This is a genomic window from Frondihabitans peucedani (genome assembly GCF_039537585.1).
Lineage (GTDB): Bacteria > Actinomycetota > Actinomycetes > Actinomycetales > Microbacteriaceae > Frondihabitans > Frondihabitans peucedani.
Genome location: NZ_BAABAU010000002.1, coordinates 77,606 through 94,412, shown reverse-complemented (window position 1 = coordinate 94,412; position 16,807 = coordinate 77,606). Strand labels below are relative to the sequence as shown.

Annotated in this window: 14 protein-coding genes and 1 pseudogene; 5 read left to right on the top strand and 10 right to left on the bottom strand. The window is 63.7% G+C overall.

The window, feature by feature from the left end; genetic code table 11:
* The 7 genes and pseudogenes from ABD733_RS11405 to ABD733_RS11375 form a co-directional block, all read right to left on the bottom strand.
* A pseudogene (locus ABD733_RS11405) lies at nucleotides 1-379 on the bottom strand (hypothetical protein); the annotation flags it as partial.
* A 294-nt stretch (nucleotides 380-673) separates the two neighbouring features.
* Entirely contained in the window at nucleotides 674-1,213 is a 540-nt protein-coding gene (locus ABD733_RS11400; RefSeq protein WP_344796267.1) for a hypothetical protein, read from the bottom strand.
* A gap of 194 nt (nucleotides 1,214-1,407) precedes the next feature.
* Entirely contained in the window at nucleotides 1,408-1,776 is a 369-nt protein-coding gene (locus tag ABD733_RS11395) for a hypothetical protein (protein WP_344796265.1), read from the bottom strand.
* Nucleotides 1,777-2,390: 614 nt separating this feature from the next.
* Nucleotides 2,391-3,227, bottom strand: a complete 837-nt coding sequence (locus ABD733_RS11390; protein WP_344796263.1) for an alpha/beta fold hydrolase — start codon at nucleotides 3,225-3,227, stop codon at nucleotides 2,391-2,393.
* Between the two features lie 573 nt (nucleotides 3,228-3,800).
* On the bottom strand, nucleotides 3,801-4,787 hold the full coding sequence (locus ABD733_RS11385; RefSeq protein ID WP_344796261.1) for a PDDEXK nuclease domain-containing protein: 987 nt from the start codon (nucleotides 4,785-4,787) through the stop codon (nucleotides 3,801-3,803).
* Between the two features lie 2,182 nt (nucleotides 4,788-6,969).
* Nucleotides 6,970-8,637 (bottom strand): RecQ family ATP-dependent DNA helicase, encoded by a 1,668-nt coding sequence (locus ABD733_RS11380; RefSeq protein ID WP_344796259.1) that lies wholly within the window; start codon nucleotides 8,635-8,637, stop codon nucleotides 6,970-6,972.
* Between the two features lie 523 nt (nucleotides 8,638-9,160).
* Entirely contained in the window at nucleotides 9,161-9,478 is a 318-nt protein-coding gene (locus ABD733_RS11375) for a hypothetical protein (RefSeq protein ID WP_344796257.1), read from the bottom strand.
* Between the two features lie 661 nt (nucleotides 9,479-10,139).
* Between ABD733_RS11375 and ABD733_RS11370 the strand changes: the two genes are divergently transcribed.
* From ABD733_RS11370 to ABD733_RS11360, 3 genes are all read left to right on the top strand, one after another.
* The gene (locus tag ABD733_RS11370; RefSeq protein ID WP_344796255.1) at nucleotides 10,140-11,126 is read left to right on the top strand and encodes a GAF domain-containing protein; all 987 of its coding nucleotides are present in this window, start codon (nucleotides 10,140-10,142) and stop codon (nucleotides 11,124-11,126) included.
* A gap of 882 nt (nucleotides 11,127-12,008) precedes the next feature.
* Nucleotides 12,009-12,545 (top strand): CHAP domain-containing protein, encoded by a 537-nt coding sequence (locus tag ABD733_RS11365; RefSeq protein ID WP_344796253.1) that lies wholly within the window; start codon nucleotides 12,009-12,011, stop codon nucleotides 12,543-12,545.
* 103 nt (nucleotides 12,546-12,648) lie between these two features.
* Nucleotides 12,649-13,092, top strand: a complete 444-nt coding sequence (locus ABD733_RS11360) for a hypothetical protein (RefSeq protein ID WP_344796251.1) — start codon at nucleotides 12,649-12,651, stop codon at nucleotides 13,090-13,092.
* 717 nt (nucleotides 13,093-13,809) lie between these two features.
* Here the strand turns inward: ABD733_RS11360 and ABD733_RS11355 are convergent.
* A complete protein-coding gene (locus ABD733_RS11355) occupies nucleotides 13,810-14,103 on the bottom strand; it encodes a DUF7882 family protein (RefSeq protein ID WP_344796249.1) in 294 nt (97 codons plus the stop codon).
* Nucleotides 14,104-14,207: 104 nt separating this feature from the next.
* Here ABD733_RS11355 and ABD733_RS11350 point away from each other — a divergent pair, with 104 nt between their 5' ends.
* The gene (locus ABD733_RS11350; RefSeq protein ID WP_344796247.1) at nucleotides 14,208-14,384 is read left to right on the top strand and encodes a hypothetical protein; all 177 of its coding nucleotides are present in this window, start codon (nucleotides 14,208-14,210) and stop codon (nucleotides 14,382-14,384) included.
* A gap of 259 nt (nucleotides 14,385-14,643) precedes the next feature.
* On the opposite strand, the gene ABD733_RS11345 is transcribed toward ABD733_RS11350, so the two are convergent.
* Nucleotides 14,644-14,922 carry a hypothetical protein gene (locus tag ABD733_RS11345; protein ID WP_344796245.1) on the bottom strand — a complete coding sequence of 93 codons (279 nt, stop codon included), beginning with the start codon at nucleotides 14,920-14,922 and terminating at the stop codon, nucleotides 14,644-14,646.
* Between the two features lie 373 nt (nucleotides 14,923-15,295).
* Here ABD733_RS11345 and ABD733_RS11340 point away from each other — a divergent pair, with 373 nt between their 5' ends.
* A complete protein-coding gene (locus ABD733_RS11340; protein WP_344796243.1) occupies nucleotides 15,296-15,634 on the top strand; it encodes an SLAC1 family transporter in 339 nt (112 codons plus the stop codon).
* Nucleotides 15,635-15,862: 228 nt separating this feature from the next.
* Here the strand turns inward: ABD733_RS11340 and ABD733_RS11335 are convergent, their stop codons facing one another.
* The gene (locus ABD733_RS11335; RefSeq protein ID WP_344796241.1) at nucleotides 15,863-16,807 is read right to left on the bottom strand and encodes an AraC family transcriptional regulator; all 945 of its coding nucleotides are present in this window, start codon (nucleotides 16,805-16,807) and stop codon (nucleotides 15,863-15,865) included.

Below are 16,807 nucleotides of genomic sequence, written 5' to 3'. Positions count from 1 at the left end.
CGGTCAGGTTCAGGCCCGACCCGTCGTGCTCGAGGAGGCCCTGGACGTAGGGGCGGTAGTCGCCCTTGGGGGACCAGTACACGACCGAGCCGCCCGTGATGGGGAACTTGATGGTGCCGTCGGCGAGCGTCGCCGAGCCGTCAGTCGAGGGGGTCAGGCCGAGGCTCTTCAGCGCGGCGAGGAAGTTGCTGTCGAGAGCGACTCCGGTGTCACCGCCGAAGATCTCGGGGACCGCGGCGACGGGCGCCGGGATCTTCGCCGACGAGGCGGCGAGGTGGACGGAGGGGGCTGCGTTGGCGGCGGTGCCGATTCCGGCAGCACCGGCGATGAGGAGACCGGCGGCGGCGAAGCTGATACCGGCTTTGGAGATCTTGCGCATGAGCTGTTCCTTTGTTGGACGTTACGAGAACGTCTCATCGACGTCCGTTGGGTTTTCACCCGATGTGATGTGTTCGGCGCACCACGAAGGAAGGTTTGCTAGTGGAGTCGGTCGTGACCGTTTCGAGACTTTGGGCGTGCTGACGACGCTGCTGAAGGCCAAGCCTTGTCAGTCGTGAAGCCGAGGGTCGCCATGGCATGAATTGAGTCGAGTGCGGGTGAGAGTGCCGTCAGCGGGGGAGCCGCCAAGGGGGTTTGCTTCCTACGCAATGACGGGAGCTTCAAACTGCTCAGGTCAGTCGCTGTCGGTGGTGAGGCCGAGGGTCGTCATGGCGGCTTGGACGGGGTCGAGTGCGGGAGAGAGGGGTACGGTCGCGATGCCGGTCAGGAGTGGGCTGCGGACGCCGTCGGACGGTTGTTCGAAGACGGTCCAGAGTTCCTGGTCAGCCCCGAAGCGGGAGAGAAATCGGATGCCGTCGATGAGAGGAGTGCCCTCCTTGGTGGTCAACCGGTAGAGGCGTTCTCCAACCGCTTGGGTGAGAGGTCGGACATCCGCGTTCTGCAGAGCGGAGCCATCAAAGTCTGAAAGCCCTAGAGCTGCGGTTGCTCGAGGTTGGAATTCGGGCCACAGTGCAGCGACCGTTTCGGAGTGAGCGATGTCGCAGAAGCTCCCCGCAAAGGTTGCGGAGGTAAGCATGCGAGGTTCGAACCACTCCTCGGGTACCAGGCCCGCCGGAGACGTCGAGTAGAGCGCCGTGTCGGTCTCCTCGATGGCAATGCTGTCCATTCCCGCGACAAGTTGCGGGTCCGGTCGGAAGCGAGCAAGGACTTCCAAGAGTGCGCCTTCGGCGCGGGTAGCAGCGTATGTCGTGCGGTAAGTGTGAGGAACCGGGGCGTCCCACCGCCCAGAAAATGTGCCGGTGCTTCCGTCGGCGTATTTCCAGTCGGGCCAGTCCCAGGGGGATGGCTTCCGTCCTACCCGCCACACTGGTGCGGCCGCGCGGACGATGCGGAGCCTGTCGGTGGGGATCATCCGTTCGCGGCGAAAGCCTGCGCTGCGGCAATGACGCGGGGGTCGGCGCCGTCGGTCTCGAGAATGAACCGCGCCGGAGAGACATCGTCCAGTTGCGGGTTCATCCCTTGGAACCAGGCCTGCACTACGCGTGGGCGGTCCCGCTCGAGCAGGAGCTTGGTGACCCGAAATGCGACGCGGAGGCGCTGTTCCTGTCTCGGCTGGGGATTGCGGCCTTCTGCCCACTGCCGCACGGCGCGGGTCTCCTTCACTCCGGCTAGGTAGGCGACCAGCTGCGCACCGAGCAGGTTCCGCAACTCGTCGACGAGCTCGGGAACGTCTGTTCGCACCGATGCGGCGTACGCCGTCACTTCGATTGCAGCCATACCGTAATCCTATGTCGGATCCCACCCAGAATCACAGCTATGGTCCCGGCAGGACCGCTCAGGCGGATGAGAACACGACCCGGAGGAGCATCGCTCCAATGAGGGGGAACGGGTATTCGTGCAGCCGTGTGGAGTTCTTCCTCTGTGCGTAGAGAACCGCGGCCGGCCCGGGGGGAGGGCGCAGCCGCGGTCTCTGTGAAAGTACTTGCCTGGCCCCCGTCATTGTCCATCCTGGCGAGGGCGGTAGCCCCGGTCGTGGTTGGAAGTGGCCAAGCGGGAGTTCGAGGGAGAAGAGGGTGTGGTCATGCGCTGAACCTGACACCGATCAGCTGAGTCGACAAGTCCTCATAAGCGGCGACAAGACAGAGCAGGATCGTGGTCCCATACTCCGGGAACGCATGTCCTGCAGCCGCCGCGATGGCAGCTCGCCAACGGGGGGGGGGAGGAACATCTCTGTCGTCGCGTTGAGCTGCAAGTAAGGAGCAGCGAGGCGCCGGACGAGTCCGGCTTTGCGCAGCAAGGCAGGATCCCAACAGTCGCCTTCGTGATGCCGCTCGAGGGACTGGCGGCGCTGGCGCCCCTGTCGGTGGCAGGGGCGCCGCCGCGGCTCCGGGTCAGCGGGAGAGGAAGGCCACCACGACCCGGTTGAACTCATCTGCATCACTAACGTTCGCTCCGTGCGGGGCACCGTGAATCACGTGCAGCTCGGACCCGGCGATGGCCTCGTGCGTTCGCGCGCCCGACCCCTCGAACGGCACCGTGCCGTCACCGTCACCGTGGATGATCAGAGCCGGCACGGTGACTTTCGTGAGGTCTTCGCGGAAGTCGGTGTTTGCAAAGGAAGCCATTGCCTCGAGTGCCGCGCTCTTACTGGCCTGCTTGGCAAGCCGCAGAGCGTCCTGGCGTTCTTCTTCCGTGACTTTCAAGACGCCGTCGACGGAAAAGAACGAGGTGGTGAAGTCGTCGTAGAAAGCGTCTTCATCTTTTGTCAAGCCTGCTGTCATCTCGGCAGCGGCGTCCTTCGTCAGGGGACCATTCGGGTTGTCATCGGTCTTCATCAGGTACGGCGGAACGGCGGAGGCAAACACGACACTGCGCAGCCGCTCGACACCGTACTTGCTGAAATAGCGCGCTACTTCGCCGCCGCCCATCGAGAAGCCGACGAGGGTCACGTCGTTCAGGTCCAGCTCCTCGAGGACGCTGTGCAGGTCCTCGGTGAGGTGGTCGTAGTCGTAGCCGGTCTTTGGCTTGTCGCTCCGCCCGAAGCCACGCCGGTCGTAGGTGATCACTCGGTAACCGGCGTCTGCGAACACGTCGACCTGCTTGCTCCACGATTCACCGGACAGGGGCCACCCGTGGATGAGGACAACCGGGCGCCCGGTGCCGCCGGTGTCGTCGACGTGCAGGTTGGTGTCTTTGAAGAGTCCGTGGTGGGCGGTGATCTCGGTCATGGTGTTTCCCTTCCTCGGCCGCGTTTGCGACCTGCGTCTCTGTTCGTACTCGGTGACCCGGAGGACGGGTCGACACATCCGGAAAACGACCCAATCAGGTTTCTGCTTCGAGAAGCGCGACGCGACAGGCTCGCTGATCCAAGCATTTTCGAAGCCCGAACGCGCAATGCGATTCGCACCGAGCACTGTGGCTCGCTGCCCGCGGCAGAAACCGGCCCATATCCGATCGGCCCTTCGACGCAGAAGGCGTGGTCCTTTCGTCCACGACGACCTGCGTGCAGTCATTAGGGATCTGCCAGCGAAGTCGCTGAGCCCGTAAGCAACAGCCCAGGCAAGGGAAGGCCCTCCCTGAGGCTAAACCGAGCTGAGGCGGAGCGTCCTGACGCTTGATGCAATCCAACGGCTGCTGAATTCGAGACACAACAGCGATGGTCGGAGACAAGCAGGAGGTCTTCGTTTCAGCGGGGCCTGTCAGCCGATAATATTGATTATGTCAAGTAACACGTTTATGTCCCAGTCGAGGGATTTGGCTCGCTACTTCGAACAGGTCTGGACCGTGGCTATATCCAGACGTCACTCGTCATCCGGGTCCACCCGATTCAAGGCAGTAGCGAGGTCTTCCTCCGGCGGAAGAGCGGCTTGGATGCCTGGAGGGAGCAAGTCGTAGCTGGCAACTTCGATCGGGGTCTGCTGTGATCCGAGTGAGTAGCGGACGACAGCGTCGTTCTTGTTCGTCACGAGGAGCAACCCGACCGTCTCTGCGTGCTGGGGGCGGCGGAGCTTGTCATCGACCAACGCCACGTAGAAGCCCAACTGACCGAGGTTTTCGGGTTTGAATCTTCCTGTCTTCAGCTCGATGACGACATAGCGGAGCTGCTCGACGTGGAAGGACAGCAGGTCGACGAAGAGGTCGTCGCCCTCGACGTCGAAGTGAACTTGCCGGCCGACGAACGCGAAGCCGTCGCCGAGCTCGCGGAGCGTGTCGATGATCCGGTCGACAAGGGCCTGCTCAAGGCCGCGTTCCTTGACATCACCGTTGACGGCGAGGAAATCGAGAACGTAGGGGTCCCTTGTGATCTGCTGGGCGAGATCAGAATCTGTCCGGCCGAGGACTCGGTCGAAGTTCGACGGGGCCGCCTCGAACCTGGTGTGGGCCTGCGTCTTGATGTGGTGCTCGAGGACGTTCCGAGACCAACCATGGGCCAGTGCTTGGTCCGTGTACCAGGACCGGAGCGCCTGGTCGTTGAGACGATCCAGGAGGACGGTGACGTGACCCCATGGCAATTGCGCAACAGCCTGTTGCGCAGTTGCCGGATCCGGCCACGCTCCGGCGAGTGTCCGCATGTACGTCAGATTCCGTGGGGAGAAACCCTTCATGTCGGGGAACGCAGCGCGAAGATCTGCGGCAAGCCGAGCGATGACCTTCGCTCCCCACCCTTCCGCGGCCTGCCGTTCGGCGATCGTGTCGCCGATCCGCCAATACAGGCCCACCAGCTCGTTGTTCACGCGGCGTTGCGCGGTGAACCTCGCCGTGAGCACCTGGTCTTTGAGGGTCGCCAAAGTGGAGTCGTAGGACGATGGCACGGGGCTGGGTTAGACATCCCAAGCAGTCTGACGCAACCTGACGCCTCCGGCTTGGAGCGAATGTCATGACGCAACAGGCTGTTGCGTGATTGGAGAGACGAACCCAACTGCCTGAGGTTCCCCCGCAACGGGTGCTGCGCCTGCACTCACCCTGAGCCAGGCTGCCGCCGGCACCGGCCCCTTGCTGCCACGGGCGGGTACCGTCTGCGGAGTCGAAGGCGTTCACGACGTCTTCATTGGCCGGTGTTGCTTGCATCCCTGCCCGTGAAGCTTCTTGCAACAACATCGGCATCTTCAGAGGGGCACCGGTCTACTCGCGCCATTCCGGTGCCCCTCTTCTCCGCCTCAGAACTGCAAAGGGCTGAACTGCCCTCGACGGATTGCGTCGGCGGAGCGCGAGAGTTCGGAGAGCTCTTGCTGACTGCCCGGCACGTCGTTGCCGTCGCAACACCCTCCGCTCAGAGCAGAACTTGGTTGCACACTCCCCTGGCCATTGAACGGGGTCGGACATCATCAGTGGCGTCCCCGAGGTGCTTGCTGCGAAAGATGAAAGGCGCACTCCCTGACAAGTCCTCGACCTAGTCGAGCATCGCGGCTTCGACTTCCCGAATCCGACCCGGGGGAAGTGCTGCCTGGCGATCACCAGACCCGTCGATGCGCGTCAATCCATGTGCCTTGACTCCGAGATACAAGACACTTGTCTGATGGACATTCAGTCGGAGACCTTTCCTCCTCTAGAGCTGACGGCCTACGGGGGCGACCCAACAACCCCCTGGGCAATACCGAGAAGAACTGGCTAGAGGTCGAGATGGGCCTCTTGGAGTTCAGCATCCGTTAGCGACCGAGCATCCACGCGGCGCAGGATTGCCGCCCGAGCTCGCCTTTACCGGCTCGAGTGCGGTTGGCCTCTTCGCTAGCGTCGCGAGCCTGCTGACTTCGGGTGTCCCGCTGACCGTCTTCACCCATCGTCGTCGGCCGGTCCACCGAGCCTGATCGTCTTGGCTGATTCGGACGCGAAGCTCATCGATCGACGGCGAACACCACGGAGAGGCCTGCGAAAGAGATGGGGCGGAAAAGGCAACCCGAATGTCTCTTCCGCCCTCGTCCGTAACCCGAAACGGACGCCACCCTACTTAACGGTGATGACGACAGCCAACTCCTGAATAGCAACCTCTGGCCACAGGAATGAGGGGCCCGGCACGACACGAGGCAAAGCGCCTTGTCGCTCCTGCATTGCTGAAGAGAACCTATGAAACAGTAGGCCATGGTCGTCGGGGCGGGTCCTAGCTGCCGAGCCGAAGTAACGAGAAGGCAGCGGATCACTGCGTGGTCGTGACGTTCTTTTGAGGTGGCCTGTCTCGGCAGGCCCCTCGGGTGGGCCTGCCGAGAGAGGAACCGCCGGCCTTGTAGGGAGGCACGCGGCCACGGAGAGCAGAATTCGGGTTTTCTCTTCGTATTGCTGGTGGCTGACGCCACTCTACGGTCCCCCCTCCTGGGGACGCATAAGGCGATTGGCCCCACTTCGAGGGTCTAAGCGTTCGTCACGGTGCTGGCAGACGTCAAGCGCCATAATTAACGCCGCGGCTTGCACACCTGGGGTGTCGTCGGCGGGCATCCCGATCACAATCGGCGCCTCTTCACATGGCCCGCTACAGTGCCTCGTGATGAAAACCTGCATGACGTGGACGTTAGACGGTCAGCATTTCGAAGCATGTCAGTTTCACGACCGTGTCTCCCTGCACACGGGCAGAGATGAGCAGCGAGAGATCGTGGTGGTGGTGGCAAAGTCGACGTGGTCGACAAGAGTTGTCGGAGGGCGACGTTGGTTCTACTTTAACACCGGGTTGACAGTGGTCGCACCGGAGTTGATGGCTGCGCAGTTGAAGCGATGGTTCGCCGCCGTCGGCGCTATCGAGCTGTCGTAGGTGACCGGAGGACACTTCACTGGTGGTATCGGAGGCCGTTGCGGGTATCTGCACGCAGAGCAACCCCGCATGGCCATCCCGGTCATGACCATCTGACCGTGCTCCTTCGAGCAGATCCGGTCGCTACGCCCTGATTCCGCGGTCGGCGCTTTCTCGGCGATCCGGGGAGCAGTTCATGGTGGACGGCCCGCCGGTCTCATGACTGCTGAGGTAGACGGCCCGTGTCGGCGCGGTCAGGAAACCTCTTCGAGGAGGTGGTGCTCGGCGACGGCCTCGAGGGCGAGGACTTTGTATCCTTCCGATTTGAAGAACACGGTCATGCGGTCGGCCTCGTAGCTCATCACGGTGCCCTCGCCCCAGACGCGATGGCTCACATCTGCGTGGATCTGGAAGGGCACAGCATCCTGCCGGTCGGAACGCTCCTCGACACCCTGACCCGTGCCGGCCTCGACCCGGGCGCAGTTGTCACAGTTGCCGCACGATTCGGGAGTGTCCTCTCCGAAGTAGCCGAGGAGGAAGTGGCGCCGACGACTCGGGTGCTCGGCGAATGAGCGCATCATCTCGATCCGCGACTTCTCGACTCGATCACGTGTTTCGGCCACGTCCCTGGCCGAGGCGGCAGCGACCTCGGCAGTCATGGAGTCGACAGCGGAAAACCCTCTTCTGCTCTCGGAAAGGGCGCCTGCCTCGAGCAAGAGGTCGATGAGACGTGACACCGCGTTCTTTCCCAGGGAGAGTTGATCCTTGACAGCGGTGCGGCCGACGGGACGACCGGCAGCTTTGACAGTCGTGAAGACGGCTCGAAGGTCTGCCCTTCCCGGAAGCCCGGAAGCGAAGAAGGAACGAAGGGCGAGATCCTCAGGGCGGTAGTGCAGAGCCGCCGTGGCCGGACTGCCGTCGCGACCGGCACGACCGATCTCCTGGTAGTACTCCTCAAGAGAGTCCGGCACGTCCGCGTGAATGACGGTGCGGACGTCGGGCTTGTCGATCCCCATCCCGAACGCACTCGTCGCCACGACGATGTCGATCTCGCCAGCATGGAACGCTTCGTGGACCTGTCCCCGTTCGGACGAGCGTTGTCCGCCGTGGTAACCGACGACTCTGAGATCAGGACGCTCGGCAGAGATGGCCGCGGCGTAGACAGTCGTCTCTCTGCGCGTCGCCACGTATACGATCGCAGGCACCTGCGCCGACAGGGCATCGCGGACGACCGCCTCTCGCTTTTCGTGGTCCTCTTCGTGGCGGACCACGGACAGAGCGAGATTGGGCCGGTCGAAGCCCCGGCTTAGGACTAGAGGGTCGTTCATCCGCAGGCGCTCGATGATCTCGTCCCGGATCGGCTCGGAGCCGGTCGCGGTAAGCGCCAGGACCGGAGGGCGGCCCAGCTGCTCCGCGATCTCGCCGAGGTGGAGGTAGTCGGGCCGGAAGTCATGCCCCCACGACGACACGCAATGGGCTTCGTCGACGACGAGCAGCCCGACATCGGCCGACCGCAGCCTGTCCATCGTGGCATCGCTGGCGAGTTGTTCCGGAGCCAGGAACACGTACGTCACCGATCCCGCAGCCAGCTGCTCCCAGCCGGCGTCATTCTCCGCCTCAGTGTGTCCAGAATTGATGGCAATGGCCTTCGGCGCCAGGGGGTGCCCCACCAGACCAGCGACCTGGTCGGCCTGCAGAGCGATCAGAGGGGAGACCACCACGACAAGGCGCTCCATCACGGCGCCGGCGACCTGGTAGATGGCCGACTTTCCGACACCCGTCGGCATCAATCCCACTACGTCACGCCCCTCGAGGAGTGCCTCGACCGCTTCGAACTGAGCTGGGCGCAGGTCGTCCCACTCGAACAGCGCCGCTGCGGTACGCGCGATCTCCGCCGCCCGATCGGTGGACGCGTTCTTCATGAAAGACCCCTTGCTCGTGAGAATCCCACTTCATCCGGCCGCACGGCGACACGCCCACCACTGCCAGTCGATCCTCGGTATGTAGCCCCACCTGGCACGCGCAAGCCCTACTCTCTCGCGCTCCTTCACGCCCAAGCCGCTCACCCCAGCACCGACCTCCACCTGGCTTCGCCGCAGCTTCGGCACTACCAGCGCTGGCACGATCGAGAATGTGGCCCCGCGTCCTCGTCGCACAGACGACGCGCACATCGACATCACCCCTTCGGGCATCGAAGCCCCAGCGTGCGTACGGGCACGAGCTCCGTACACGGTGCGGCAATGACGATGTCCGGCTCAGGAAGACACACAGCCCAACCGGCATCGCCGAAGCGATGTTCAGGTATGGGCGCTAAGGGGAAAGGGACCTCTTGCGTGAGAGTCGTCTTGGCGAATGTTGAGCGCCGTCCCGCGTTACGTGCCGCTCTGGCGGCGGCCTGCCGCGAGAGGGTGCTTGTCGGGAGAGGAGGACGCGTAGGAAACGTCATCAGTGGACGGTGTTGGCCGTGGTCGGCCTCGGCAGTCGTCGGCGCATGATGCTCACCGGTTCATCCCACGGGCCGGCATCTGCCAGCACGACCGCGAAAACATCGTCGATCATCCCAGTGCGGATCTGCACACGCCGCTCCGCCGCAATGCGTCGCACCTGATGCCTGAGTTGTTCCACCGGCGTGGTCGTGTCGCACCGCAGAACCGCCTGCCCGCGCTCCTGCGCGCGATCGACCAACCTGCCTGCGAGAACCATCACGTCCACCCCACCAGTGTGATGGGCCGCGACGAAGACCGCCAGGTGGTCTGACTCCACCCAGCGATCCTCCTTCAGGTCACAGCACACCGTTGGCGCTGCTCCTGGCCGCATCGACCCTCCGGTTCCGTTTCCGGAACACGCGCAGGCGGCAGGAGCATCGCGACGGGTCGGATTTCACGTGTCCTCCTTCCACAGGTGCAGCAGACGAGGTCAGCTGCCGCCGGTTGCGGATCAGCGCAGCGACTCCGGCGGGCCTGTCCAACGGAGCCCGAACCGACGCCGCGACTGCGCGAAGTGCGACCCCGTTGTGGGGAGTAGGGACGACGCTCTACGGAAGGTAGTGTTGCGGCCACCACCTCAGACGGAGATGCGCTCACGCTCCATTACGGAGACCTGCATGCTGCCCTCCAGCCTGATTCCTCTTGCCCGAACCGTCATGCGCCAAAGGATGCGAACCGTGTCCGCCCGGTCCGCCGGTGTCCCGAAGCCCAACGACACCGCTCACGGCAGCGTCGACGCTCCCACCGGACACCGAATCCTCGTCCTCGGTAACGAGTACGCGGTCTCGTGGGGTGTCCGCACGCATGCCCTCGCCCTACCCGGCCAGCTGGCCCGCGAACTCGCTCTCAGAACCGGGCGGGGTGCGGACGTGGATGTTTGTGTCCAGCCCGGCATGTCGATCACAAACCTTCTCCATTCCCTCCCTGACAAAGGCGGGATGGAGTACGACGCCGTTGTCGTCCTCACCGGCGTGGGCGATGCCTTCGAACTCCTCGCCCCCTTGGAGTGGATGGGACACGTGCGCGCACTGACGGACGCATTGAAAGCATCGACACCGCCCGGGACCATGATCACCATGGTGGGAATTCAACCCGTCAGCTCGGTGAATGTGACTCACACCAAAGAACACGGCCTCGTCGACCGGTGGGCCGCTGCGTTGAACCAGATGACCCAGACCGTCCTCCTCGGCGATCCGCGCGCCACCTACCTGGCCCCACCTGACATCGCCGATGGAAGGCTCGACGACGTCGATCGGATGCGTTTCAAGAGCCCCGCGGTCTACAAATCCTGGGCGACGGTCCTCGCCCGTCACCTCGTGCCCGTTCTCGTTGGCCCCCCTCCGGTGATGAAAAGTGGCGAGGGTTCCCCGGCCGGTACCTCCATGTCGCCAAGTCGGTGGACGACATCCGGTACGACCCCGTCAGGGCTCACCGCCGCTGCGGGCAGCAACCCCTTAGAGGTACGGCGACGCCTCGCAGCCATTCACACTCTCGGGATTCTGCATTCCCCACCAGAAGTTCCTCTCACTGCGATCGTCCGCCGAGCACGGGACTTGTTCGCCACACAGGCTGCGGTGTTCTCCGTGGTGACCGACACATACCAGTGGAACAAAGCACAAGTGGGATTGCCCCACTCCCAAATCCCGATCGCAGAATCGTTTTGCGCGACGACCATCAAGACAGCAGAACCTCTCGTCGTCGAAGACGCCTGGTCGGACCCTCGCATCGCCTTCGACACACTGATCCGCTTCTACGCCGGCTGCCCAGTTATGGCTCCTGACGGGACACGAATCGGAGCGCTGTGCATCTTCGACACCCACCCTCGTGATGCTGCCACCATCGACGTGGGCTTCCTCCAACAACTCGCCCAAGACATCAGCGACCATCTCGTCACGCCCGACGACACCGATCGACTTACCGGATGACGCCAACAACGTCCGCGCCCACCAAGGGTAGGAGCCAGGTTGGACGTCGCCGGAGCTGCCCGACTCCCCCGAGCTAGCGGTTCCTGACGTCGTAGCGGACAAGACGCACGAGGAACACAAGCAGCAGAAGCAGACCCGGTCGCCGGGTCCTGTGTAAGATCGCGATGGAGTCGCGCCGGACCTCGATCACGTTCACGACCGCAACGAAGCACGTCGGCGCCTTTCGACAGCCTCCGACACTCACCTCCTGCACCACGACGACATCGCGGAAACAGGTCGCGGCAAAGTTCCGGTCGCTTCCTGCCTGTCGCGTGAAGCGTGCAACTCAGCACTCTCGAGAGAGAGCCCCATCAGATCGGTGCGCCTCAAGCGCTGTGATGCCTCTTCCTCTTTCGTTCAAGAAGCAGTAATGTCACCCGCACCGAGGCCGCCAGCCGGTCAGCATCGCGTCGGACACGACCTCGCGGGACCGCCACCTTCCTCGCCGGCCGCTGCTGGAGCATCGCCGACGAGGACACGGGAGACAAGGACGTCTCCCCCGGGCGGGCCGTCGCCGACCCGACGCCGACGGCCCGCCGGCTCCCCCTCAAAGTGCGCGATCGCCGTCGAGCCGAAAACCGCCTGCTTCTGCCACGGCCCCCGCAAAGCACCTTGCACAGGGTCCACGAGAACCGCACCTCGAGAAGGAATTACGACGTCCGTGACCCGAGGTCCTTCCACGGTAGGCCCCGGCGATGGGAGCAGTCGATGAGCACCGGATGGCCGGGGGAAGAAGGGCTGCCATGGCCGCGGTCCTCTCACTATGGCCCTGACAGTTGCGGAACGGTAGGGGCATTTCGGACGACTTGAGCTCTCCTCGGAGCCGGTGTGAGGGTTGCGCTCATGAATGATTCCTCAATGAAGATGGACACCTCAGCCCTGCTGAGCCGGCGCTCGCTCCTTGTCGGAGCTGGCGGACTCTCCCTCGCGACGATCGTCGCTCTCTCCGGCCCCGCCGAACGCGCTCATGCGGCGGCCCCGACCACCCCGTCGGACGTCATCACCCTCGCGAAGAGTTACGAGGGCAACAACCTCGCCCAGATGAATGCCATCTGGACATCGAAGTACGACACCTCAGCCGACTGGTGCGCTACCTTCGTCAGCTGGTGCCTGCGCGGCACCGACACGGGCTTCAGCCGCAGCTCCGAAGCGTTCTACGACCTCTGCACCCCCGTCTCCGCCGCCAACGTCCGCCAGGGCGACATCGTCTGGTACTACGGCGTCGGCCACATCGGACTCGTCCGCTCCCACAGCGACGGACACATCCGCACCGTCGAAGGCAACGCCGGCACCGGAAACGCCTCCACCAACCACGTCAAGCTCTACGAAGACCCCTGGGACACCACCGGCCGATACAAGTTCGCCCGCCCGAAGTACTGACAGCCCCGTCAGGCAGGCGGTCCCGCAGCATCCTTCGCATCACTCCCAGACCCGATCCGTCTCACCCACCTGCACATCAATGCAGATCCCAAAGGAGAATCTCATGAAACTTCGAGCCCGCATGCTCGCGGCGTCCCTCCTCGGCGCCGTCGCCCTCACCGTCGGCGTGTCCGGACCGGCGTTCGCCACCACCGCCTCGGAGAGCCACAACTTCACCTCCACCGACTCCAACGCCTCCGCGACAGTCACCCTCGTGTGGAGCACCAGCTCGACATACCACATCAGCTACGTCGAGCACGACCTGAAGGCCGACGGCAACGGCCCTTACATCAACTACAACATCCAGACCGTCGGCAGCGGCAACTTCGGCTACATCTCTCCCTGCACCAGCGGCGCCGGCGACAACTGCGCCGACCAGGTGCCCTCCGACAGCAGCGTCGGGGTGAAGTACGTCGAAATCCGCCTCTGCAACGGCCACGCACCCGATTGGGCCAGCCACTGCAGCAGCTGGTACGACTTCAAGAACAAGTACTACACCGCCTTCTGAGAACCCCCTCCGCGCGAGGACAGCAAGGAACGGACGGAGCGCCGCCGGAGCGACCGTCCAAGACGGGTGACCCGCACGACGAGTTCGATCAGCACTGGACATGGGCACGTTACTTGGAGCGGCGCAATCCTCCCCGCTCTCCGCCGCCCGTGATCGACCCAGCGGCAACCCTCCAGAAAGAGCGGATCTTCTCAGAACCTGTCCCGGTTAGGTCATGTCACCTGTCCCACCTGGCAACGAGAAAACCGAGCGCGGGCCGACGCGGGCCGGAAGGGGCTGGGTCCTCGCCGCGTCGACGCACTCCACTTCGCCGTACCAAGCAGCTGTTCGCCGCACCGGGCAACCGACCCGAACCGACGGGCCCTGTCGGTCTGCCGCAGCACCTCCCCCCAGCTCGGCGTGATCTGGCGCCGCCTCCAGCAGCCGCTGCAACCGCTATTCGAGGACGAAACAACCTAGGTCGAACGCGGGGACAGCCACATCCGAGTGTGGGGCCCCGATCCTCCAGGTCGACGATCTCAAAGACAACCAACATGGAGGCCGTCAAAAACGTAGAAATATGACGGCCGTTGTGAGAGTCAAAATCGACAAACGCCGGCCCCACAATCAGGGTTTCGAGCCGTTACCGTTGCTAGACACCGACATCGACACCCGCTGGCGACGTGTGACTGTGGTCTTCGTCAGGGGTGGATTCAGCCACTGGAGGACGACCTCAGGTCAGAACGGTTCCGGAGTGACGACGAGCCCGGTCCCGGTCATCGCGCTGTGGGCGAGCTTCTCGACCCACGCCCGGTTGATCCGTGGCACGCGGGACCCTTCGTACTCGAAAAGAACGGGTATCCCCGGGGTCAGCCACGCACTCAGCCGGCCGCTCCCCGAGTCCCTCGAAATCGGCCAGGTCACGTAGAACTCCCGGCCCCCGGCGCGAGCTTCGTAGATGGCGATCTGCAGATGCACGAGAGTGCGGTCGTCAAGCGGAAACACCTCACCGCCGTAGTGCAAGAACCCCATGCCGCTGACAGTACCCGCACACACCACCCCCGCCTGCAACGGAGACTTCTCAGATCCGAGATACGGACCGTGCGGTACAGCCCTTATGGGGGCACCCTGGAATGATGTCGACTTTTTCCGGTCACCTGCTCGTATTCTCATTCCTGGCGGTCCTCGTCACCGCCACCAGACCCCGCCGCTCAAAACCCGCCTATGCCCGCAGCGCCCAGACTCGGCAACACCCGTCCTTGAATAGCGCCGACTACGGCACCAACATCGGCACCATCCGCTTCACCGCTTGACGACTTCGGTCTGGATGTCGCGCGGCTACTCCTCAACTAGCCTGTTTTCCCCCGTCAAATCGCTACTCGGAGCTTGTTCGCCTCGCCGCCGAGCCGAACGGAAACCGCAAGGTCCGCACCGATGAAGTCCGCATACGCCGGCCCGGTGGCGGAGCACAACTTCACGCCGTCGCTTCAAGCAGCCAAACACCCTGCTCAGCATGTCGCCTCGCCCGGTGACGCCGACGTGGCGGCCGACCCGGATCCGAGAAGTGCGGTCCTAGAGAAGCCCCTCAAGCCCGAGGAGGTCGATCTCTGGTCCGGGCGGGTTCTCTCGCATCTCCTCGTACTCGCCTTCAGTCCGCTCGATCTGTTCGAACCGGACCGGACGGGTTGCGCTGACGAGAACACTCACAGTGCCGTGACCTACTGATTTAAAGTCCACGAACGTCGGTGACGTCCGAGCCGCGTCTTGAATGCGCTTCCGCAGAGCGAGGACATCTTCGGCCGAATCAAGGAGAAAGCTCTGCCCGTCGATCCGGATCTTCGTGATAACCATGCGCCTCCCACCGCTGGTTACGACGCTACGTGAAGAACCAACACACGCAACACCCTTGACATGTCGGGCCGTCGTGTCCTCCTGCGACAACCACCGGATAGTCCCCCCGCTCGAAGGCGTAACGATCGAAAAATGTCGGTGACGGTTGAAAACTGAGCAGTTGTGACGGTCGAAAAGTGAGCACTTCAATCCACGATTGGATGGGTGATCACTTTGGAAGATTGGGCGTTGATTCGTCGGCTTCATCACGGCGAGAAGGTCCCGCAGGCCGTCATCGCGAGGCAGCTCGGGATTTCACGGAACACGGTCGCGAAAGCGTTGGCGGCCGAGTCGCCACCGAAGTACGTCCGGCCGCCAGCGGGGACGGCATTCGATGCTGTCGAGCATCAAGTCAGGGTGCTGTTGGTCGAGTCGCCGTTCATGCCAGCGACCGTGCTGGCGGAACGTATCGGCTGGGACGGGTCGGCGTCCTGGTTCCGTGAACAGGTCCGGAGGGTCCGCCCTGACCTGGTGGTCGTTCACTTTCCCCGTCGATACCTGCGTCACCGGACTTTCGGGACTCGCCCTCCACACCGGGCTTATGGCCCTGCAAGTTCTCGCCTGCATCTACTACGCGGGACTCCTCGCCGCGTGGATCACCGTCGCGATCCGTACTTTCCACGGGAGCGTCATCCGCGGCACACTCCTCACACCACCACGCGCCACCGCGTAGAAAATGAAACGCCCGTCGGGCGGCGGTCAGCGCGTATGAACTCGTAGTCTCAGAAAACTAAAGATTTACGAGACGTCTCACTTGGCCACAATTCGCGCCACCATTCCTAAGAGTCGCAACGGTAGGTGGCCAACTTTTGGCACCGCTTGGCGGCCCGTGCGGGGATCTAGGGGGCAAGTCAGGGTCCGAGACTCCCCTTCGCCCAAAGAGGCGACTGCACTTTGATACCTATCCGTTCGCGCTCAGCAGCCGTCGGTAGTTGAGGGGAGAGTGGCCGACCTCGCGCTTGAAGGCGTTACTGAACGCGCTTTCGGACCCGTAGCCCAGATCTGTAGCAAGGGCTCCGACGCGGACGTCGGGGTCGCGCAGTGCCCGTTGAGCGAGCACCATCCGCCAGCGTGCCAGGTACGACAAAGGCGGGGTGCCGGACACCTTGCGGAACCGTTCGGCGAACCCGCTGCGGGACATGCCTGCTAAGCGGGCGAGTTCTTCAAGGCCCCACGTTTCTCCGGGTTGCTCGTGCATGAGTCGCAGCGCGGGGGCGAGCGTTTCGTCGGCGAGGAGGCGGAGCCATCCGACGGGCGGCTCGTCCTGTTCCATGTAGGCGCGAAGAAGCTCCAGCAGCATCATTTGACCGTTTTGTCGGATGGCGAAAGCGGAGCCAAGTCGCCCGCTGGATGCCTCTCGAAAAAGTTGTGCGACGAGGCTCGCCAGTCGGGATGCTGCCGGCGTTTCGGCGCGGACGTGGACGAGGCCTGGCAATGCGGTTTTGAAGAGCTCCTGCCCTGTCGGATTGACCTGAATCCAGCCGCCGATCAGAACATCGTCTGTTGTGAGATCGGCGGCGGACAGTGCCATCGAGTCAAAGCTCGCCTCCGGAATGAGGTCGGCCACTGGGCCGTCGCCTGTCCCCCCTCGCACCTCGACGGATGTGCGGTGGTTCAGCAGCACGACGTCACCCGCAGATAGGTAGACGGGGCCTTCCGACCCTCCGGGCCCGTCGACGCTCACGTCGGCAGACCCGGCGACGACCGCGATGAACTTCAGCGGCTTTGATACAGCCGTTCCTGCCACCCAGGGGCCCTGAACGGCGAACCCTCCGGTCATTATCGCGCGCACGTTTACCTGCTCGAACACGTCGGAGAGAGCGTCCGGCTGCGTTTCGAGGGGCAT